Genomic DNA, 20,374 nt, shown 5'->3' on the forward strand with positions numbered 1-20,374 from the left:
GCCCGTCTCGCGCTTTTGGCGTCGCGCGGGTATCCTTGCCGCGTGTTTTCTCGACGCGCATTTCTTCCGATGAATTTCCGTTTCCGGCTGCTTCCCGTGACGATGCTGGCCGCCGCGCTGGCGCTGACCGGCTGCGACGACAAGCAAGGCAACTTCGACGTGCAACGTATCAGGGACTTCTTCAACGCGATCAAGCCCGCGCCGCTGCTGCTGAAGGGGCTGAAGGTCGGCGAATCGACCGAGGCCGACGTGCGCGGCACGATGGGCAAGCCCGAGACCGAGCGCGACTTCACCGATGGCTCGAAGCGTCTCGAATACCCGCGCGGCCCGATGGGCAACCAGACGTGGTTCGTCGATCTCGATGCGAACGGCCGCTATACGGGCGCGACGCAGGTGCTGACCGCCGAGAATTTCGCGAAGGTGCGCCCCGGGATGAACGAGGACGAGGTGCGGCGCCTGCTCGGCAAGCCCGGCGACATCGCGCAGTATCCGCTCAAGCCCGAGATAGTCTGGAGCTGGCGCTGGCTCGAGGACGGCGTCAACACCGACGCATTCTTCAACGTTCATTTCGGTCCGGACGGGCTCGTCTATACGACTTCGCGCTCCGACATCCTGAAGGGGCGGTAAGCGCAGCCGCCTTCGGCGCTATATCGAAAAAGCGACCGGAAAATTGCAAAAAGTCCGCTTCCCTGCCCGTTATCCGGTTGTCAGGGAGCGGCTTTTTTCCTTTTGAAACAGCGGCGTAGGCCGTAGTTGCAAATGATGGGACGGATTGTTGCGACGCAGCAATCGCGTGCAAGGTGGTTTGAGGCAATCAATTTCGCTTGCGACTATCCGCGTCAGCCCGGCGCGGGACAGGCATACGCGTCGGCATCCATTCCAACTCTGGAGACGCGCGTGTTCCTTTACGGCTTTGGTCCTGTCCTCTGGGCCGGCACCGTGCAGACCATCGAGCTGTCGGTGCTGTCGCTCGCCACTGCGGTGGCGCTGGGGCTGATCGGCGCGGTGGCGAAGCTGTCGCCCAACCGGGTATTGCGAGCGATCGCGACCGGTTATACGACGCTGATCCGCTCGGTGCCCGATCTTGTCCTGATGCTGCTGTTGTTCTACAGCATCCAGATCTGGCTGAACCAGTTCACCGATTTCGTCGGCTGGGACCAGATCGACATCGACCCGTTCGTGGCCGGCGTGCTGACGCTCGGCTTCATCTATGGCGCGTACTTCACCGAGACCTTCCGCGGCGCGTTCCTGTCGGTGCCGCGCGGCCAGCTCGAAGCCGGTGCGGCTTACGGGATGAGCGGCGCGCGGGTGTTCGCGCGGATCATGTTTCCGCAGATGATGCGGTTTGCGCTGCCGGGCATCGGCAACAACTGGCAGGTGCTCGTGAAGGCCACCGCGCTGGTGTCGATCATCGGCCTCGCGGACGTCGTGAAGGCCGCGCAGGACGCCGGCAAGAGCACGTTCAACATGTTCTTCTTCATCCTCGTCGCGGCGCTGATCTATCTCGCGATCACGACCGTTTCCAACCTCGTGCTGATCCAGCTCGAGAAGCGTTATTCCATGGGCGTGCGGCACGCAGAACTATGATCGAGATCCTCCAGGAATTCGGCCAGGCGTTCCTTTACTGGGACGGCCAGCGCCTCTCCGGCCTCGCGGTGACGCTGTGGCTGCTCGTCGCGTCGATTTCGCTCGGCTTCGTGTGCGCGGTGCCGCTCGCGGTCGCGCGCGTGTCGAGGAACAAGTGGGTGTCGACGCCGGTGCGGTTCTACACATACGTGTTCCGCGGCACGCCGCTCTACGTGCAGTTGCTGCTGCTGTACACGGGCATGTACAGCCTCGAGTTCGTGCGTTCGCACTCGCTGCTCGACGCGTTCTTCCGCAGCGGCTTCAACTGCGCGATTCTCGCGTTCGCGCTGAATACCTGCGCGTACACGACCGAAATCTTCGCGGGTGCGATCCGTGCGATTCCGCACGGCGAGGTCGAGGCGGCGCGTGCGTACGGGATGTCGCCGTTCACGATGTATCGCCGCGTGATCCTGCCGTCGGCGCTGCGCCGCGCGCTGCCGCTGTACAGCAACGAGGTGATCCTGATGCTGCACGCGACCACCGTCGCGTTCACGGCGACCGTGCCGGACATCCTGAAGGTCGCGCGCGATGCGAATTCCGCGACCTACATGGCGTTCCAGTCGTTCGGGATCGCCGCGCTGATCTATCTTGCGGTATCGTTCGCACTCGTCGCGGCGTTTCGCCGCGCGGAGCGCCACTGGCTCGCGTATCTCGCGGCCGCCCGTCATTGATTCACTTCGAGGAGAGCCAGTTGGCCGAGATCACTCAAACGGGCGCAGCCGCCAAGCTTGCGGCGCTCGACATCCACAAGCGCTACGGCGACAACGAAGTGCTCAAGGGCGTATCGCTGAACGCGAAGGCCGGTGACGTCATCAGCATCATCGGCGCGAGCGGTTCGGGCAAGAGCACGTTCCTGCGCTGCATCAATTTTCTCGAGCGGCCGAATGCGGGGCAGATCGTCGTCGACGGCGAGGCCGTGCGCACGAAGACCGACCGCGCCGGTGCGCTCGAGGTCGCCGATCACAAGCAGCTTCAGCGCATTCGCACGAAGCTCGCGATGGTGTTCCAGCACTTCAACCTCTGGGCGCACATGAACGTGCTCGAGAACGTGATGGAAGCGCCGGTGCACGTACTCGGCATTTCGAAGAAGGAAGCCGAGGAGCGTGCGCGCGAATACCTGGAGAAGGTCGGCCTCGCGCCGCGCGTCGAGAAGCAGTATCCGTCGCACCTGTCGGGCGGCCAGCAGCAGCGCGTGGCCATTGCGCGCGCGTTGGCGATGCATCCGGACGTGATGCTGTTCGACGAACCGACGTCGGCGCTCGACCCGGAACTGGTGGGTGAAGTGCTGAAGGTGATGCAGAAGCTCGCCGAGGAAGGCCGCACGATGATCGTCGTCACGCACGAGATGGGTTTCGCGCGCAACGTGTCGAACCACGTGATGTTCCTGCATCAGGGGCGGACCGAGGAAGAGGGTGATCCGAAGGAAGTGCTGGTGCGCCCGCAGAGCGAGCGGCTCAAGCAGTTCCTGTCGGGCAGTCTCAAGTAACGCGACAGGGCAGGTTTCAAACGTGGTACCGGTGTCTCGTCCCGCAGGCGCCACCCGCACGATGCAGGTGGCGATCGTTGCATTGCCGCCCGTGTCGATGTCGGGCGTGGGTCCGATCGTCGACGCGCTGAACCTCGCGAACGAGATCGACGGGCGGCTGCTGTATCGCTGGCAGGTGTGTTCGTGGGACGGGCGGCCGGTGCCGCTTGCCGGCGGTGCGCAGTGGCATGCCGATGCGGCGTTCAACGATGCGATCGCGTGCGACTGGGTCATCGTCGTGTCGGAGCGGTTTCAGCAGTTTGCCGACTATCGGTTGTTTCTCGCGAGTCTCGCGCGGGTCGGGCAGCGCACGCCGCTCGTGACCGGGATTCATCATGGCGTGTGGTGGCTTGCGATGGCCGGGCAGCTTTCCGGGTATCGGGTGAGCGTGAACTGGGAGACGTATCAGCAGTTCGCCGAACAGTTCGAGCGGTCGATCGTCACGCAGCAGATCTTCGAGATCGATCGGGATCGGGCGACCTGTGCCGGTGGGCAGGCTACTGTGGATTTCATGCTGGCCATGATTGGCCGGGAACATGGGGCGGACCTCGCGGAGCGGATTGCCGATGCACTCGGGGTCGGGACTTTGCGGAGCGGCGAAGAGCGGCAGCGGATTCCTTTTGTGACCGCGCCGGGCGAGCGGCATCCTCGGTTGAACGATGCGTTGCTGCTCATGGAAGCCAATGTCGAGGATCCGTTGACGACCGATGAGATCGCCGAACTCGTTGGCGTTTCACGCCGGCAGCTGGAGCGGCTCTTTCGACAGTATCTCGGGGCGATGCCCTCGAAGTATTACCTCAACCTCCGGTTGCTCAAGGCAAGGACGCAGTTGCAGCGGACCAGCAAGTCCGTCGTCCAGGTTAGCCTCGCCTGTGGGTTCTCTTCTGCTGCGCACTTTTCTAATGCGTACCGCGAGCGATTTGGCGTTACGCCTCGGGAGGATCGGCGAGCGTGGCTCGAGAAGCAGACCGGCGGGGGGAGCGAGCCTCGCGGGGGGGCGCTCGTCGAGCGCGGGAAGGATTGATTCAGGTTTCTGCGGTGCACTGGCTTTTTCGTGAAGCACCTGTGATCTTTTCGGTCTATTAGTGTCGCCCCTGCGCGGGGCAGCGGTCACTTTTCTTTGTCTTGCCAAAGAAAAGTAACCAAAAGAAAGGCGCCCGGATAACGCATGACTTCCCGGTGCCGTGGTCCACGGAGTGGACACCGCCTAAGTGTCCGCGCCAGTCGAGAACACGGAGTGGTTCGAGCAATGGTTCTGACACCACTCCCTACCCAACAGAGCGGTATACCGCCCGCCAGCTCCCCCCTCGCTTCGCTCGGCTGCAAGGTACTTCACGTCGCATTGCGTGCGCTCGCGTGCTTCTGCCAGCACTGCGTCAGAGGATCGGACACGCTCTTTGCTCACACCATTCGTATCCATCGGACTGCTTGGCATCGGTGGGTGTCTGACGACGTCGTGTGGCCGTGTGTTTTCGTGATGGGTTGCTGCGTCCCTTTTTTGCGGATGAGGGCAGGCCTTGATCCGCTGAATTCGGGGTGCTCCCCCGCGATTGCCGGAACTGATTGACCGCATGCGCTACTGGAGGGGGGGTACCTGTCGGCCGAGCGAAGCGAGGGCGGAGCTGGCGGGCGGTATACCGCTCTGTTGGGTAGTGGGAGGTGTCAGAACCATTGCTCGAACCACTCTGCTTTCCTGACTGGCGCGGACACTTAGGTGCGAACCACTTTGAAGGCCACGGCACCGGGAAGTCATGCGTTATCCGGGCGCCTTTCTTTTGGTTACTTTTCTTTGGCAAGACAAAGAAAAGTGACCGCTGCCCCGCGCAGGGGCGACGCAAATAGACCGAAAAGATCACAGGTGCTTCACGACAAAGGCAAGCGCACCACCCAAAAACCCAAAAACCCAAAAAACCAGACACGCCTCCAAGAAACCCCCCGCCCGGAGAGGGCAAAATAAAGCGCACTATCCGCTTCCGATAGAACCCGTCGCAATTCCGCAAGACGCTTGCGTCACCCTTACCTAAACTTGATCCTGTTGAACCCTCTTACGAAACCGAAAGGAACGACCATGACGACCTCGACCGTGACCCGCCAGACATTCGATGAAGTGATGGTGCCGGTATTTTCCCCCGCGCCGTTCGTGCCGGATCGCGCAGAGGGCTCCCGCGTGTGGGACACGGCCGGCCGCGAGTACATCGATTTCGCGTGCGGGATCGCCGTGACGTCGCTCGGCCACGGCCACCCGGAACTGCTGAAAGTCCTGGACGAACAAAGCCGCAAGCTCTGGCACATCGGCAACGGCTACACGAACGAGCCGGTGCTGCGCCTCGCCAAGCGCCTCGAATCGCTGACCTTCGCCGACCGCGCATTCTTCGCGAACTCGGGCGCGGAAGCGAACGAAGCCGCCCTGAAGCTCGCGCGCCGCGTCGCGTTCGACCGCCACGGCGCCGATAAAGCGGAAATCATCTCGTTCGTGCAGTCGTTCCACGGCCGCACGTTCTTCACGGTCAGCGTCGGCGGCCAGCCGAAATACTCGGAAGGCTTCGGCCCCGTGCCGGCCGGCATCACGCACCTGCCGTACAACGACATCGAAGCCGCAAAGGCCGCAATCGGCCCGCAAACCTGCGCGGTGATCGTCGAGCCGGTGCAGGGCGAAGGCGGTGTGATCCCGGCCGATCCGGCCTTCCTGAAAGCACTGCGCGAAGCGTGCGACGCACACGGCGCACTGCTGATTTTCGACGAAGTGCAAACGGGCGTCGGCCGCACGGGCCAGTTCTACGCTTACATGGACACGGGCGTCACGCCGGACATCCTGACGACCGCCAAGGCACTCGGCAACGGCTTCCCGATCGGCGCGATGCTGACGACCAACGAACTCGCCGCGCACTTCAAGGTCGGCGTGCACGGCACGACGTACGGCGGCAACCCGCTCGCATCGGCGATCGCCGACAAGGTCGTCGAACTGATCGGCGATCCGGAACTGCTCGAAGGCGTGCGCGAACGCAGCGTACGCCTGAAGGGCGCGCTCGAGCGCATCAACGCGCGCTTCGGCATCTTCAAGGACGTGCGCGGCAAGGGCCTGCTGGTCGGTGCCGAACTCACCGCCGCATTCGACGGCCGCGCGAAGGACTTCGTTACCGCCGCCGCAGAGAACGGCCTGATCATGCTGATCGCCGGTCCGAACGTGCTGCGCTTCGTCCCGTCTCTGGTGATCCCGTTCGACCTGCTCGACGAAGGCATGAAGCGCTTCGAGAAGGCAGTCGAACAAGTGCTCGCCGCCCAGGAAGCCACCGCGCGCTGATCGGCGCACCCATCGCAGACAGGAACGACGATGCTATTTGTTCGCCCCGGCAAACTCACGGATCTCGATGCGCTCGCGCACATGGCGCGCACCGCGCAACCGGTCCTGCACTCGCTGCCGCACGACCGCGCGGCGCTCGAAGCGCGCGTGGCGCTCTCCGAGGATTCGTTTCGCGCGGACGTCGATTTCGCCGGCGAGGAGTTTTACCTCTTCGTGCTCGAGGATTCGTCGACGGGCAAGCTGCTCGGCACGGCGAGCATCGTGGCCGCGGCCGGCTACTCGGAACCGTTCTACGCGTTCCGCAACGATGCACTGATCCACGCGTCGCGCGAGCTGCACGTGAACCGCAAGATCCACGCGCTCACGATGTCGCACGAGCTGACCGGCAAGAGCCGGCTCGCGGGCTTCTACGTCGATCCGTCGCTGCGCGGCGACGCGGCCGCGCACCTGATCTCGCGCGCCCGGATGATGTACATCGCCGCGAACCGCCGCCGCTTCACGCCGGAAGTGTTCACGCTGCTGCTCGGCGTGAGCGACAACACGGGTGCATCGCCGTTCTGGGAAGCGGTGGGCCGCAAGTTCTTCGGCCGCGACTTCACCGACGTCGACATCGCATCGGGCGGCCGCAGCCGCACCTTCATCGCGGAAGTGATGCCGGCCTATCCGCTCTACGTGCCGCTGCTGCCGGAAGCCGCGCAGCGCGTGCTCGGCGAGCCGAACGAATCGGCACTGCTCGCCTATGACATCCATCTCGAGGAAGGCTTCGAGCCCGACCGCTTCGTCGACATCTTCGACGCGGGCCCGGTGCTGACCGCGCAGGTCGACCGTACCGCGTGCGTGAAGCACGGCACGGAGCGCGTCGTGCGCGAGGCCGCGCACCAGCAGGGCGACGTCGCGTACATGGTGTCGACGGGCAGCGGCGAATCGTTCCGCTGCGTGCTGGCCGACCTGCCGGGCGACACGGTCGATGCCCCGCTGGCCGGCGACGTGCGCGCGGCGCTCGATGTGAAGGATGGCGATGTCGTGCGCTGCGTGCCGCTGCACCGCCGCGACGATGAAGATTTGAAGGGAGACGCAGCATGATCGTCGTTCGGGTCGTACAAACGGGCGACGTCGACGCGCTCGTGTCGCTCGCGAAGGAAACCGGGCCGGGCCTGACCACGTTCAAGCCCGACCGCGACGCGCTCGCTGCGCGCATCGAGCGCACGCGCCGCACGCTCGCGGGCGAGGCCGCGGCCGGCGAGGCCGGCTACTTCTTCGTGATGGAAGAATCGACGACCGGCGACATCGCGGGCGTATGCGGGATCGAGACGCAGGTCGGCCTCGAACAGCCGTTCTACAACTATCGCGTGAGCACGGTCGTGCACGCGAGCCAGGAGCTCGGCGTGTGGACGCGGATGTCCGCGCTCAACATCTCGCACGACCTGACCGGCTATGCGGAAGTGTGCTCGCTGTTCCTGAGCCCGCGCTATCGCACGGGCGGCGTGGGCGGCCTGCTGTCGCGCTCGCGCTTCATGTTCATCGCGCAGTTCCGCGAGCGCTTTCCGGAACGCATCTGCGCGGAACTGCGCGGCCACTTCGACGAGGACGGCACGTCGCCGTTCTGGCGCGCAGTCGGTTCGCACTTCTACCAGATCGATTTCAACGCGGCCGACTACCTGAGCTCGCACGGCCGCAAGTCGTTCCTCGCGGAACTGATGCCGCGCTACCCGGTGTACGTCGACCTGCTGCCGCAGGACGCGCAGGACGCGGTCGGCCTCACGCACCGCGACACGCTGCCGGCCCGCAAGATGCTCGAGGCGGAAGGGCTGCGTTACCAGAATCACGTCGACATCTTCGACGCGGGCCCGGTGCTCGAATGCCACGTCAACGACCTGCGCACGGTGCGCGAGAGCGTCGTCGTGCCGGTCGCGATCGGCGAGTCGGATGCGGGCGAAGGCGCGCGGGGCGGCCATCCGCCGAAGTCGCTCGTGTCGAACACGTCGCTCACCGACTTCCGCGTCGGCGTCGCGCCGGGCGTGGTCGCGAACGGCTCGTTCGTGCTGTCGGCCGACGATGCCGTCGCGCTCGACGTGAAGGCCGGTGATCCGGTGCGTGTGCTGCCGCTCAAAGTCAAACAGGGATAAACGAATCATGACGGAACTCTTCATCGACGGCGCCTGGGTCGCAGGCTCGGGCCCCGTGTTCGCTTCGCGTAACCCGGGCACCGACGAGATCGCGTGGCAGGGCGCCAGCGCGTCGGCGGCCGACGTCGACCGTGCGGTCGCGAGCGCGCGCCGCGCATTCGCCGGCTGGTCGGCGCTCGACTTCGAATCGCGCTGCGCGATCGTCAAGCGTTTCGCCGCGTTGCTCAACGAACGCAAGGAAGCCATCGCGATCGCGATCGGTCGCGAGACGGGCAAGCCGCTGTGGGAGGCGCGCACCGAAGTCGCGTCGATGGCCGCGAAGGTCGGCATCTCGATCCAGGCCTACCAGGAACGCACCGGCGAGAAGCGCCAGGACATGGCCGACGGTGTCGCGGTGCTGCGCCACCGCCCGCACGGCGTCGTCGCGGTGTTCGGCCCGTACAACTTCCCCGGCCACTTGCCGAACGGCCATATCGTGCCCGCGCTGATCGCCGGCAATGCGGTCGTATTCAAGCCGTCGGAACTCGCACCGGGCGTCGCGCGCGCGACGGTCGAAGTGTGGCAGGAAGCCGGGCTCCCGGCCGGCGTGCTGAACCTCGTGCAGGGCGAGAAGGATACGGGCATCGCGCTCGCGAACCATCGACAGATCGACGGGCTGTTCTTCACCGGCAGCTCGGATACCGGCACGCTGCTGCACAAGCAGTTCGGCGGCCGTCCGGAAATCGTGCTCGCGCTCGAGATGGGCGGCAACAACCCGCTCGTGATCGGCGAAGTCGAGGATATCGACGCGGCCGTCCATCACACGATCCAGTCGGCGTTCCTGTCGGCCGGCCAGCGCTGCACGTGTGCGCGCCGCATCTTCGTGCCGCAGGGCGCGTTCGGCGACCGCTTCCTCACGCGTTTCGCCGACGTCACGTCGAAGATCACGGCCGACGTGTTCGACGCCGATCCGCAGCCGTTCATGGGTGCGGTGATCTCGGCCCGTGCGGCCGCGAAGCTCGTCGACGCGCAGTCGCGCCTGATTGAGCAGGGCGCGAAGCCGATCATCGCGATGACGCAGCGTGATCCGCGCCTCGGTTTCGTGAACGCCGCGATCGTCGACGTGACGGGTGTCGCCAACCTGCCCGACGAAGAACATTTCGGCCCGCTCGCGCAGATCGTCCGCTACGCGACGTTCGACGAAGCGATCGAGCGCGCGAACGACACGGCATTCGGTTTGTCCGCCGGCCTGCTCGCCGACGACGCGAAGGCATGGGAGCACTTCCGCCGCACGATTCGCGCGGGGATCGTCAACTGGAACCGACCGACCAACGGCGCGTCGTCTGCTGCGCCGTTCGGCGGCGCGGGCCGCTCGGGCAACCATCGCCCGAGCGCGTACTACGCGGCCGACTATTGCGCGTATCCGATGGCGTCGGTGGAAAGCACGCAACTGACCTTGCCCGCGAGCCTGTCGCCGGGCCTGCATTTCTGAACGAGGGAACGACGATGAACGCACAAGAAGCCAATTTCGACGGGCTCGTCGGCCCGACCCACAACTACGCCGGCCTGTCGTTCGGCAACGTGGCGTCGCTCAACAACGAGAAGTCGGCCGCGAACCCGAAGGCCGCCGCGAAGCAGGGGCTGCGCAAGATGAAGCAGCTCGCGGATCTCGGCTTCGCGCAAGGCGTGCTGCCGCCGCAGGAGCGGCCGTCGCTGCGCCTGTTGCGCGAGCTCGGCTTCTCGGGCAAGGACGCGGACGTGATCGCGAAGGCCGCGAAGCAGGCGCCCGAACTGCTCGCCGCGGCGAGCTCGGCATCGGCGATGTGGACCGCGAACGCGGCCACCGTCAGCCCGTCGGCCGACACGAGCGACGGCCGCGTGCACTTCACGCCGGCGAACCTGTGCAGCAAGCTGCATCGCGCGATCGAACACGAAGCGACGCGCCGCACGCTGTCGACGCTGTTCGCCGATCCCGCGCATTTCGCGGTGCACGAAGCGCTGACGGGCACGCCGGCACTCGGCGACGAAGGCGCGGCGAACCATACGCGCTTCTGCGCCGAATACGGCAAGCCGGGCATCGAGTTCTTCGTGTACGGCCGTGCGGAATACCGCCGCGGGCCGGAGCCGAAGCGCTTCCCGGCGCGCCAGACGTTCGAGGCGAGCCGCGCGGTCGCGCATCGCCACGGGCTCGCCGAAGAGGCGACCGTCTATGCGCAGCAGGATCCGGACGTGATCGACGCGGGCGTGTTCCACAACGACGTGATCTCGGTCGGCAACCGCGACACGCTGTTCACGCACGAGCGCGCGTTCGTCAACAAGCAGGCGATCTACGACACGCTGACCGCCGCGCTCGACGCACGCGGCGCGCGCCTGAACGTGATCGAGGTTCCCGATGCGGCCGTGAGCGTGAACGACGCGGTGACGTCGTATCTGTTCAACAGCCAGCTGCTGTCGCGCGCGGACGGCTCGCAGGTGCTCGTCGTGCCGCAGGAGTGCCGCGAGAACGCGAACGTCGCGGCCTATCTCGACGAGCTCGCGGCCGGCAGCGGCCCGATTCACGACGTGCTCGTGTTCGACCTGCGCGAAAGCATGAAGAACGGCGGTGGCCCGGCGTGCCTGCGCCTGCGCGTCGTGCTGAACGAAGCGGAACGCGCGGCCGTGACGTCGAACGTGTGGATCAACGACACGCTGTTCACGTCGCTCGACACGTGGATCGACCGGCACTATCGCGATCGCCTCGCACCGGAAGATCTCGCCGATCCGGCGTTGCTCGACGAATCGCGCACGGCGCTCGACGAGCTCACGCAGATCCTGCGCGTCGGTTCGCTGTATGACTTCCAGCGCTGAGGCACGGATGCCGGCCAACGCACTGCTCGACGACTTCCTCGCGTTCACGCTGACCGGTAGTGCGCCGTCCGTAACGGACGGCACCTGCGCAGCGGGCGCCGTGCGCTGGCAATGGCGCGGCGACGGGCTGCTCGCGCTCGAACCGGCCGCGGACGAGACCGCCGGCGCGGCACGCGCGAGCGTGCTTGTGTCGGCCGGCGTGCACGGCGACGAGACGGCGCCGATCGAGCTGTTGTCGATGCTCGTGCGCGATCTCGCATCTGGGGCGTTGCCGCTCGCGTGCCGGCTGCTCGTCGTGCTCGGCAACGTGCCGGCGATGCGCGCCGGCGAACGCTATCTCGACGACGACCTGAACCGCCTGTTCAGCGGCCGTTACGCGCAGGTGCCCGCCAGCCGCGAAGCGCCGCGCGCCACGCAGCTCGAAGCGGCTGCCGCCGCGTTCTTCGCGGCCGCGCCGGCCGGCGCCGCGCGCTGGCACATCGACATGCATACGGCGATCCGCGCGTCGGTGTTCGAGCAGTTCGCACTGCTGCCGCACACCGGCACGCCGCCGACGCGCACGATGTTCGAATGGCTCGGCGACGCGCGCATCGCGGCCGTGCTGCTGCATACCGCGAAGGGCAATACGTATTCGCATTTCACGGCCGAGCACTGCGGCGCGCTCGCGTGCACGCTGGAACTCGGCAAGGTGCGCCCGTTCGGCCAGAACGACCTGACGCGCTTCGCGCCGGCCGACCGCGCGGTGCGCAAGCTCGTGTCGGGCGCCGCTTACGAGGTCGACATTCCGTTGCCGCGCGTGTTTACCGTGATCGACCAGATCACGAAGCAGAGCGATGCGCTCGAACTATTCGTCGCGGCCGACGTCGCGAACTTCACCGCGTTCGCGCGCGGCACGGTACTCGCGCAGGACGGCGACTATCGCTACACGGTGACGCATGACGAGGAGCGCATCGTGTTCCCGAATCCGTCGGTGAAGCCGGGTTTGCGCGCGGGCCTGCTCGTCGTCGACACGACGCGCGACACGCTCGCCGCGCTCGTCTGACGGTGCCGATTGCGCGCGGCCGCGGCGACCCACGGCCCGCGCATCGCCTGGCCACCATTCTTTTTTCGAGATGACGCCCCCACGCCACGCAGACGGCCAGCGCGTCGCGCTTGCGTATTTGCGACATCGTCTTGCAAGTTCGGCGGCCGGCCCGGACGGCGCCGTGTGCGCACCGCAGCATCGCGCACTGACGGCTGCTTTGCCATATCGGGCCGCGCGGATTGGTACAATCGCGGCCTTGCGGCTGTTGCGCCGCATCACGGCGCGGCGGCAACATTGCCGTGGTCATTCGACCCTGCAATGATGCATGCGCCTGTAGTTCCGGAACATTCGAGTATCGAGGAGAACACCTGATGAAGTTGGATTGGCGTAAAGTGGCCGCGCATGCGGTGGTGGTGGCATCGGCCGTGGCGGCAGGCAGCGCGTTTGCCGCGGATCTGAAAGAGATCCGTTTCGGCGTCGAAGCCTCGTACGCGCCGTTCGAATACAAGACGCCCGACGGCAAGCTGACCGGCTTCGATATCGACATCGGCAACGCGGTGTGCGCGAAGCTGAAGACGAAGTGCGTGTGGGTCGAGAACGACTTCGACGGCCTGATCCCGGCGCTGCAGGCGCGCAAGTTCGACGCGATCAACTCGGACATGACGATCACCGACCAGCGCAAGCATGCGATCGCGTTCACCGATCCGATCTACACGATTCCGAACCAGCTGATCGCGAAGCAGGGCAGCGGCCTGCTGCCGACCCCGCAATCGCTGAAGGGCAAGCGCGTCGGCGTGCTGCAGGGCACGATCCAGGAAGCGTACGCGAAGAAGAAGTGGGCGCCGGCAGGCGTCGAAGTCGTGCCGTACCAGACGCAGGACCTGGCCTACGCCGACCTGAAGTCGGGCCGTCTCGACGCGACGTTCCAGGACGCGGAAGCCGGTTCGAAGGGCTTCCTGACGAAGCCGCAAGGCCAGGGCTTCGCGTTCGCGGGCGGTACCGTGAGCGATGCCGAGATCCTCGGCTCGGGCGTCGGTTTCGGCCTGCGCAAGAACGACGCGGCGCTGAAGACCGCGCTCGATCAGGCGCTGAAGGACCTGAAGGCCGACGGCACGATCGACAACCTCGCGAAGAAGTACTTCAGCGTGCCCGTGACGCTCAAGTAAGCACTGCGTTCGATCGCACGATGCAAACAAACCGGCCGCTTATGCGGCCGGTTTGTTTTTGGAGGTGGAAAACGGCAGGGGGCGGCGGCCGGCGGCCGCGTCAGGCCGGAAAGAACCGGCCCAGTTCGTGGGCGAGCTCGTTGAGCACGCTCATTTCCTGCTGCGTGATCTTGCGCGCGGGCTGCGCGCCGGCCCAGTCGCCGTACAGCAGTGCGACGGTCGTTGTGCCGACGCGTACGGGCAGCAGCACGAACGCGCGCGTGTCGTCGAACGCGTCGAGATACCAGGCTGGCAGGCGCTTGAGCATCTTCGGCTCCTGCGCCTGCTCGATGAAGATGCCGACCGAGTTCGAGATCGCGAGATGAAACACGTCCGGCTCGAAGCGCTCGTCGAAGCGCAGCCGCTCGAGGGCCGTATCGACGCCGGTGCCGAAGCCGAGGCGCGCGGCGAACATGCCGTCGTCGTGACGTACGAACATCACGGTGCGCGTGAACGCGAGGCCGGCCAGCAGGCTTTCCGACGCGAGCGCGAGCACCGGCGTCAGCACGTGCTCGGACGGCAGCGCACGCAGGTCCGCGAGGCCGGCTTCGAGGCACGCCTCGGGCTCGGCCTGTGCGCGTGCGATCGCATCGGCGTTTGCGCGCAGCTCGACGATCTCGCGCATCATGGTGTCGCTCGCTTCCTCGCGCGCGAGCCGCTCGGCGATCTCGACGAGTGCGTCGGGTTCCATGTCGAGTTCCGCGCCGTAGTGCTGCGCGAGCGCCGCGATGCGCGCATCGCGCTGCGGGCTCGCGGGCATCACGAGCGCGCCCGCGACGTCGGTCGAGCAGCGGCTGATCTCGCGCAGCCAGCGGACGCGGTCGGCCGGGCCGTCATCGGTCGCATGGCCCGCATCGCGGTCGTCCTCTTCGTTGCCGAACGCGTCGGTGCAGACCACGTGGTCGTGGTCGGCCATCCCCGCGCGGATCACGTCGGGCAACCGCCAGCGCGCGGCCGCCTCGAGCCCGATCTCGTCGAAGCCGACGCCGAGCACGTCGATGCAGGCGGCCGCTTCGTCGCCGTTCAGCTCGGCCGCGCGGCGGCGGATCCGGTCCCATTCGCTGTCGAGATAGCAGACCACGAGCAGCTTGCCGACCTGGCGCATCAGCGTGCAGACGACGGCTTCTTCGCCCGCGCGCAGCTCGGCGCGCTCGGTGAGCTTGCGCGCGACGCAGCCGGACAGCAGCGCGCGGTTCAGTTCGAGCTTCGCATCGATGCGCCGCGGCGTACTGTGGTGGAAATGGTCGACGAGCTTGAGCCCGACGACCAGATGGCCGACGGCATCCATGCCGAGCACCATCAGTGCTCGGGTCACGGTCGTGATGTTGCCGCCGAACGCCATGTACATCGCGGAGTTCGCGAGCCGCAGCACTTTCTGCGTGAGGGCGAAGTCCGACAGCACGACGCGCACGAGCGCGGTGAAGTCGAGGTCGTCGTTCTTCATCGCGGCCATCGTCGCGCGCAGCGACTCCGACAGCAGCGGGAAATCGCCCCGTTCGTTCATCCGGGCCCACAGCTTGTCGAGCAATGCGGTGCGGGGCAGGTGTTCGGTGATTGACATACGGATCTGTCCGGTTCGCCGCGCGCGTCAGGCGGCGGCGTGCAGGTGCAGCTGCTGTGCCTCGAAGCGCCGCGCAAGCTCCTCGGACGGCAGCGCCTGGCAGACGAGCCAGCCCTGGATATGGTTGCAGCCCATCTCCGTCAGCAATTCGCGCTGCGCCTCGGTCTCGACGCCTTCCGCGACGAGCTCGAGATCGAGCGTCTGCGCGAGGCCGACCACGGCCGACACGATCGCGCGGTCGTTGCGCGAGGTCAGCAGATTCTCGACGAAACTGCGGTCGATCTTCAGCTTCGCGAGCGGGAAGCGCTGCAGATATGCGAGGCTCGAATAGCCGGTACCGAAATCGTCGATTGCGAAGCGGATGCCGAGATCGGTCAGCTCCTCGAGCAACCCCTTCGCCTGCGCGGGATCGTGCATCAGCAGGCTTTCGGTGATCTCGAGCACGATGCGGCGCGGGTCGATGCCCGTCAGCGCGATCGCCTCGCGCACGCTCTGCGTGAAGCGCGGGTCGCGGAACTGCTGCGGCGACACGTTGACCGCCACGTACTGCAGCGCGAGCCCCTGGCGATCCCACGCGACGAGCTGCATGCACGCGGCCTTGAGCACCCAGTTGCCGAGATAGTTGATCAGGCCGATCGATTCGGCGAGCGGAATGAAGGTCGCCGGCGGCACGAGGCCGTGCACCGGATGGCGCCAGCGGATCAGCGCCTCGACGCCGACCACCGCGCCAGACTGGCTGCGCGTGATCGGCTGGAAATGGAGCGAAAACTCGCCGTTGCGCACACCGTCGTACAGGTCGGCTTCGAGCTTCAGCCGTTCGGCGTCCGCCGGATCGTCGACGGGCGCATGGAACGCGAGCGCGTTGCCGCCCGATGCCTTCGCTTGCGCGAGCGCGTGGTCGGCGCGGCGCAGCAGCGGGCTGTGGTGCTGCGCGCGATGCGGCGCGGCACGTTCGTCCGGGTAGAGCGCGATGCCGATGCTCGCGGACAGGTGCACGGTCTGCCCGTGGTACACGTAAGGCTCGCGCACCGCGGCCTGCAGCCGGCGTGCGAGTGCATCGGCCGCGTTGCTTGCCTGCGTGCGGTCCGGCGCGCCGAGCACGACCGCGAACTTGTCGCTCGCGACGCGTGCGAGCTGTTCGTTCGGCGTGACGAGCGCCTTCAGCCGCTGCGCGGTCTCGCGCAGCAGCGTGTCGCCCGCGTCGTAGCCGAGCGCGCGGTTGATCCGCTGGTAGTCGTCGAGGTCGAGGAGCAGCAGCGCCGCGCAGGTGCCGTCCTCGTCGGCGGCCTGCTGCGCGCGCATCAGCGCGGGCACGAGCGCAGACAGGTTGTCGAGCCCCGTCATCGGGTCGTGGTGCATTTCGTACGTCAGCTTCGCCTCGAGCGCGCGCCATGACGACACGTCGAACGCCGCGATCGCGAATCCGTCGACACCGTGGTGGCGGCTCTTGAATGCGCGGATCTCGACGTCCAGCGGGTAGGTCAGCGATTTGACGATGCACATCGTCGCCTTCTCGACCTGGCCGGAACGCGCGGCGCGCGCAAGCAGGCCTTCGAGCGCCGCGGTATCCTGTTCAGCGATCAGGTCACGCAACGTCAGCGTGTGCAGGTAGTCGCGGTGGTAGCCGATGAAACGCAGGCTCGCGTCGGACACGTACAGAAAGCGCAGCTCCCGGTCGACATGGGCGAGGAAGTCCACCGTGCCGACCGTCTGTTCCAGCCAGTTGCGCACGGAGTCGTCGCGGCGCGGCGCGCCCGCGCGCGCAGGCATCAGCGCGCCGCCCGACCAGGCGAAGCGGCGCAGCGTATGCAAGGCACTGCGCCAGGAGCCCTTGCGTGACGTCTGTTTCCTGTTGGCTTCCATGTTTCTCGCTGACGTGAAGGGCTGGAACCGGTTGTCCGGAAGGAATAACGGCAGACTGTGCGGAATCTTTAACGGGCCGGGCGCGGATGGCGCTGCCGCGGGACCGAATCGGCCATGCCGGTGTTCGACAGTCGAACGCCGGCGTGGTCTACATCGACGCTGACTTTATAAGAAATGAGGACGCAGATGAAGCGAAAACTGTTGCTGGGCGCCGCTGTGGCGGCGCTGGTGGCCGGCCATGCACTGATGGCGCAGGCGGAGCTGAAGCCGGGCGCCGAGGCGCCCGATTTCACGACGCAGGCGTCGCTGGGCGGCAAGACTTACACGTACTCGCTCGCTAACGCGCTGAAGCAGGGGCCGGTGGTGCTGTATTTCTACCCGGCCGCGTTCACGAAGGGCTGCACGATCGAGGCGCACGCGTTCGCGGATGCGGTCGACCGTTACAAGGCTTACGGCGCGACGGTGATCGGCGTATCGGCAGACAATATCGACACGCTGACGAAGTTCTCGGTGAGCGAGTGTCGCAGCAAGTTCCCGGTCGCGGCCGATCCGGACGCGAAGATCATCCGGGAATACGACGCGAAACTGCCGGCGATCGACCGCGCGAACCGCGTGTCCTACGTGATTTCACCGGAAGGGAAGATTCTCTACGAATACACGAGCATGTCGCCCGACAAGCACGTCGAGAACACGCTCACCGCCGTGAAGGCATGGGCCGACGCGCATCCGAAGCAGTAACCGGGCACCGGGGCACTGCGTGCGTCAAAGCGGCCCGTCGTGCGGGCCGCCGGTACGGAGCAACGCGCCGCCGCGCGGCGGCGCGCGTAAGGCCGCTATGCGCGCAATGCCTGTTCGATCGGCACGCTGCCGCCGACGAAGCCGACGACCTTGCGCGAGATACCGAGCTTGATCGCCTCGATCGCGGCCCAGGCCACGTCCTGGCGCGACACGGGCGGGGCGGCGTCGAACCACGCGTCGGTCAGCGCGATCTTGCCGACGCCCGGATCGTCCGTGAGCGGGCCGGGGCGCAGGATCGCGTAGTCGACGCCCGACGCGATCACGCGATCGTCGCCTTCGCGCTTCATCTGCGAATAGTGATGCAGCGCGTCCGGGCCGAGTTCGGGCCGGTACGCGGACAGCGAGCTGATCACCACGAGTTTCTGCGCGTTGTAGGCCAGCGCGTATTCGGCCGCGCGGGCGACCGCGTCGCGGTCGACCTGCTCCTCTTCGGCCGCACCTTCCGATTCGGCCGAGCCGGCCGCGTAGATCACGTGCGTGATGCCCTGGAATGCGTGCGAGAAATCGTTCGTCAGATCGGCCTCGACCACCCGTGCGCCTGCCAGCGCATAGCCGTGCCGGCGCACCAGCGCCGTGACCTCGAACTCCGGCTGCTTGAGCAGCAGATCCGCGCAGGCCTGGCCCGTTCGGCCGGTCGCGCCAATCAGCAGTACCTTCGTCGTCATGAAACCGCTCCTTGCTCGATGCGTCATCCTTCCAGATAGGGACGGACGACCGATAACTCAAGTGTAATGTCGATTTGCCCCAGCGGCGGGTGTGTATTAAGGGGCATACCGGCAGCGGGCATACCGGCATCGGGCGCACCGGCATCGGGCGCACCGGCATCAGGCGCGGGCCGATGGACATTCCGGTCGTCGTTCATTCACACGGATGCGGGAATGACGCGCCGAACGGCTATCATGTGCGCGATGCATTTTTCGCCGCTACGTCATACAACGCATCGGCCCACCGGTTGGAGTACACATGGCATTACCCCTGGACAACGTCAGCATGGCCGTGTTCTGCGACTTCGAGAACGTTGCGCTCGGCGTGCGCGACGCGAAGTACGAGAAGTTCGACATCAAGCCCGTGCTGGAGCGCCTGCTGCTCAAGGGCAGCATCGTCGTGAAGAAGGCCTATTGCGACTGGGATCGCTACAAGGGCTTCAAGGCGTCGATGCACGAGGCGAGCTTCGAGCTGATCGAGATTCCGCACGTGCGCCAGTCGGGCAAGAACTCGGCCGACATCCGGCTCGTCGTGGACGCGCTCGACCTCTGCTACACGAAGTCGCACGTCGACACGTTCGTGATCATCAGCGGCGACTCGGATTTTTCGCCGCTGGTGTCGAAGCTGCGCGAGAACGCGAAGAAGGTGATCGGCGTCGGCGTGAAGAAATCGACGTCGGACCTGCTGGTCGCGAACTGCGACGAATTCATCTTCTACGACGATCTGGTGCGCGAGCAGCAGCGCACGCTCGCGAAGCGCGAACAGCAGCAGCGCGCGGGCAACGGCGGTGCGAAGCGGCCGGACGAGCCGGCGGCGTCGCGCAAGCACGACCTGGACGCGCGCAAGGCCGAGGCGATCGCGCTGGCCGTGGAGACGTTCGACGCGCTCGCGTCGGAGCGGGACGACGTCGGCAAGATCTGGGCGTCGGTGTTGAAGAGCGCGATCAAGCGTCGCAAGCCGGATTTCAACGAGTCGTATTACGGATTCCGCGCGTTCGGCAACCTGCTCGACGAGGCGCAGGCGCGTGGCCTGCTCGAAGTGGGGCGTGACGACAAGTCGGGCGCGTTCGTGTCGCGGGCACGCCAGTCGGCGGCCGCGGAGCAGGCTGCGCAGGCCGGCGACGGCGGTGGCGCACACCATGGCGCGCATCACGGGTCGCGCCCGGCGGAGCCGGCGCGGGCCGGCCGCCAGCCGCGCCGTCGCGAGCAGCGGGCGGAAGCGGTCGTGCACGAAACCGTGCAGGTCGACGCGGAAGAGGCGGCGATGGCCGAAGCCGCCGAAGCGGCGGTACTCGTGCCGGCTGAAACGACCGAAGCGGTGGAAGTGGCCGAGCTGCACGGCGACGCGAAGGATGGCCGCAAGCGTGCGCGCAAGAGCGCGGCGAAGAAAACCGGCGCGAAGAAGGGCGCCGCCGCGAAGAGCGCTGGCCGTCAGTCGGCCGGGAAGCCGGACGACGCCGGGCATGGCGCGGCGAAGCACGGTGGCGACAAGCACGCGCACGGCAAGCATGCGGACGATACGCATCGCGACCCGGAGCAGGGCGACATGTGGCCCGCCGCGGTGACGCACGCCGAGCCGACGGCCGGCGATGTCGGCGGCGAGGCGGCTGCCGCGCCGGCCGGGGCGGCTGTCGAGGCGTCCGCCGAAGCCAAGCCGAAGAAACCGGCCCGCAAGGCGGCACCGCGCGCGCGGCGTCCGCGCAAGACGGCGGCAGCGGCCGAGTAACCCGCGAGTAACCCGCGAGTAACCCGCGAGTAACCCGCGAGTAACCCGCGAGTAACTGCCGAGTAACTGCCGAGTAACTGCCGAGTAAC

At 66.5% G+C, this 20,374-nt stretch carries 17 protein-coding genes; 14 read left to right on the forward strand and 3 right to left on the reverse strand.

What is annotated here, in order from left to right:
- Positions 1–69 precede the first annotated feature (69 nt).
- From HAV18_RS16830 to HAV18_RS16885, 12 genes are all read left to right on the forward strand, one after another.
- On the forward strand, positions 70–627 hold the full coding sequence (locus HAV18_RS16830) for a hypothetical protein (protein ID WP_166957705.1): 558 nt from the start codon (positions 70–72) through the stop codon (positions 625–627).
- A gap of 270 nt (positions 628–897) precedes the next feature.
- Positions 898–1,587, forward strand: a complete 690-nt coding sequence (locus HAV18_RS16835; RefSeq protein WP_166957707.1) for a histidine ABC transporter permease HisQ — start codon at positions 898–900, stop codon at positions 1,585–1,587.
- Entirely contained in the window at positions 1,584–2,297 is a 714-nt protein-coding gene (locus HAV18_RS16840; protein ID WP_043182061.1) for an ABC transporter permease, read from the forward strand. Before HAV18_RS16835 ends, HAV18_RS16840 begins: the two co-directional genes overlap by 4 nt.
- A gap of 20 nt (positions 2,298–2,317) precedes the next feature.
- Entirely contained in the window at positions 2,318–3,112 is a 795-nt protein-coding gene (locus HAV18_RS16845) for an ABC transporter ATP-binding protein (RefSeq protein WP_166957709.1), read from the forward strand.
- Between the two features lie 22 nt (positions 3,113–3,134).
- Entirely contained in the window at positions 3,135–4,175 is a 1,041-nt protein-coding gene (locus HAV18_RS16850) for a GlxA family transcriptional regulator (protein ID WP_027787973.1), read from the forward strand.
- A gap of 1,044 nt (positions 4,176–5,219) precedes the next feature.
- Complete coding sequence (locus HAV18_RS16855; RefSeq protein WP_166957711.1) at positions 5,220–6,452, forward strand: aspartate aminotransferase family protein; 1,233 nt, start codon at positions 5,220–5,222, stop codon at positions 6,450–6,452.
- A 30-nt stretch (positions 6,453–6,482) separates the two neighbouring features.
- Complete coding sequence (aruF, locus tag HAV18_RS16860; RefSeq protein WP_166957713.1) at positions 6,483–7,535, forward strand: arginine/ornithine succinyltransferase subunit alpha; 1,053 nt, start codon at positions 6,483–6,485, stop codon at positions 7,533–7,535.
- Complete coding sequence (gene astA, locus HAV18_RS16865; protein WP_166957715.1) at positions 7,532–8,578, forward strand: arginine N-succinyltransferase; 1,047 nt, start codon at positions 7,532–7,534, stop codon at positions 8,576–8,578. The genes aruF and astA overlap by 4 nt, the downstream gene beginning before the upstream one ends.
- A gap of 7 nt (positions 8,579–8,585) precedes the next feature.
- Positions 8,586–10,049 carry a succinylglutamate-semialdehyde dehydrogenase gene (gene astD / locus HAV18_RS16870; RefSeq protein WP_166957717.1) on the forward strand — a complete coding sequence of 488 codons (1,464 nt, stop codon included), beginning with the start codon at positions 8,586–8,588 and terminating at the stop codon, positions 10,047–10,049.
- Between the two features lie 14 nt (positions 10,050–10,063).
- Positions 10,064–11,404, forward strand: a complete 1,341-nt coding sequence (gene astB / locus HAV18_RS16875; RefSeq protein ID WP_166957719.1) for an N-succinylarginine dihydrolase — start codon at positions 10,064–10,066, stop codon at positions 11,402–11,404.
- A 7-nt stretch (positions 11,405–11,411) separates the two neighbouring features.
- Positions 11,412–12,446 carry a succinylglutamate desuccinylase gene (gene astE, locus HAV18_RS16880; RefSeq protein ID WP_208101997.1) on the forward strand — a complete coding sequence of 345 codons (1,035 nt, stop codon included), beginning with the start codon at positions 11,412–11,414 and terminating at the stop codon, positions 12,444–12,446.
- Positions 12,447–12,799: 353 nt separating this feature from the next.
- Positions 12,800–13,594 carry an ABC transporter substrate-binding protein gene (locus HAV18_RS16885; RefSeq protein ID WP_166957723.1) on the forward strand — a complete coding sequence of 265 codons (795 nt, stop codon included), beginning with the start codon at positions 12,800–12,802 and terminating at the stop codon, positions 13,592–13,594.
- Positions 13,595–13,694: 100 nt separating this feature from the next.
- Here the strand turns inward: HAV18_RS16885 and HAV18_RS16890 are convergent, their stop codons facing one another.
- Positions 13,695–15,194 carry an HDOD domain-containing protein gene (locus HAV18_RS16890; protein WP_166957726.1) on the reverse strand — a complete coding sequence of 500 codons (1,500 nt, stop codon included), beginning with the start codon at positions 15,192–15,194 and terminating at the stop codon, positions 13,695–13,697.
- 27 nt (positions 15,195–15,221) lie between these two features.
- Positions 15,222–16,964: a cyclic di-GMP phosphodiesterase CdpA gene (gene cdpA, locus HAV18_RS16895; protein ID WP_208101998.1), complete on the reverse strand. Its 1,743-nt coding sequence runs from the start codon at positions 16,962–16,964 to the stop codon at positions 15,222–15,224.
- Positions 16,965–17,243: 279 nt separating this feature from the next.
- Here cdpA and HAV18_RS16900 point away from each other — a divergent pair, with 279 nt between their 5' ends.
- Positions 17,244–17,795, forward strand: coding sequence for a peroxiredoxin (locus tag HAV18_RS16900; protein WP_166957730.1), 552 nt, complete (start codon positions 17,244–17,246; stop codon positions 17,793–17,795).
- 95 nt (positions 17,796–17,890) lie between these two features.
- On the opposite strand, the gene HAV18_RS16905 is transcribed toward HAV18_RS16900, so the two are convergent.
- Entirely contained in the window at positions 17,891–18,520 is a 630-nt protein-coding gene (locus tag HAV18_RS16905) for an NAD(P)H-binding protein (protein WP_166957732.1), read from the reverse strand.
- A 298-nt stretch (positions 18,521–18,818) separates the two neighbouring features.
- Between HAV18_RS16905 and HAV18_RS16910 the strand changes: the two genes are divergently transcribed.
- Positions 18,819–20,285, forward strand: coding sequence for an NYN domain-containing protein (locus HAV18_RS16910; protein WP_166957734.1), 1,467 nt, complete (start codon positions 18,819–18,821; stop codon positions 20,283–20,285).
- The last annotated feature ends 89 nt before the right edge of the window (positions 20,286–20,374 follow it).

This window comes from Burkholderia sp. D-99 (assembly GCF_011605345.1).
In the GTDB taxonomy this organism is placed as follows: domain Bacteria; phylum Pseudomonadota; class Gammaproteobacteria; order Burkholderiales; family Burkholderiaceae; genus Burkholderia.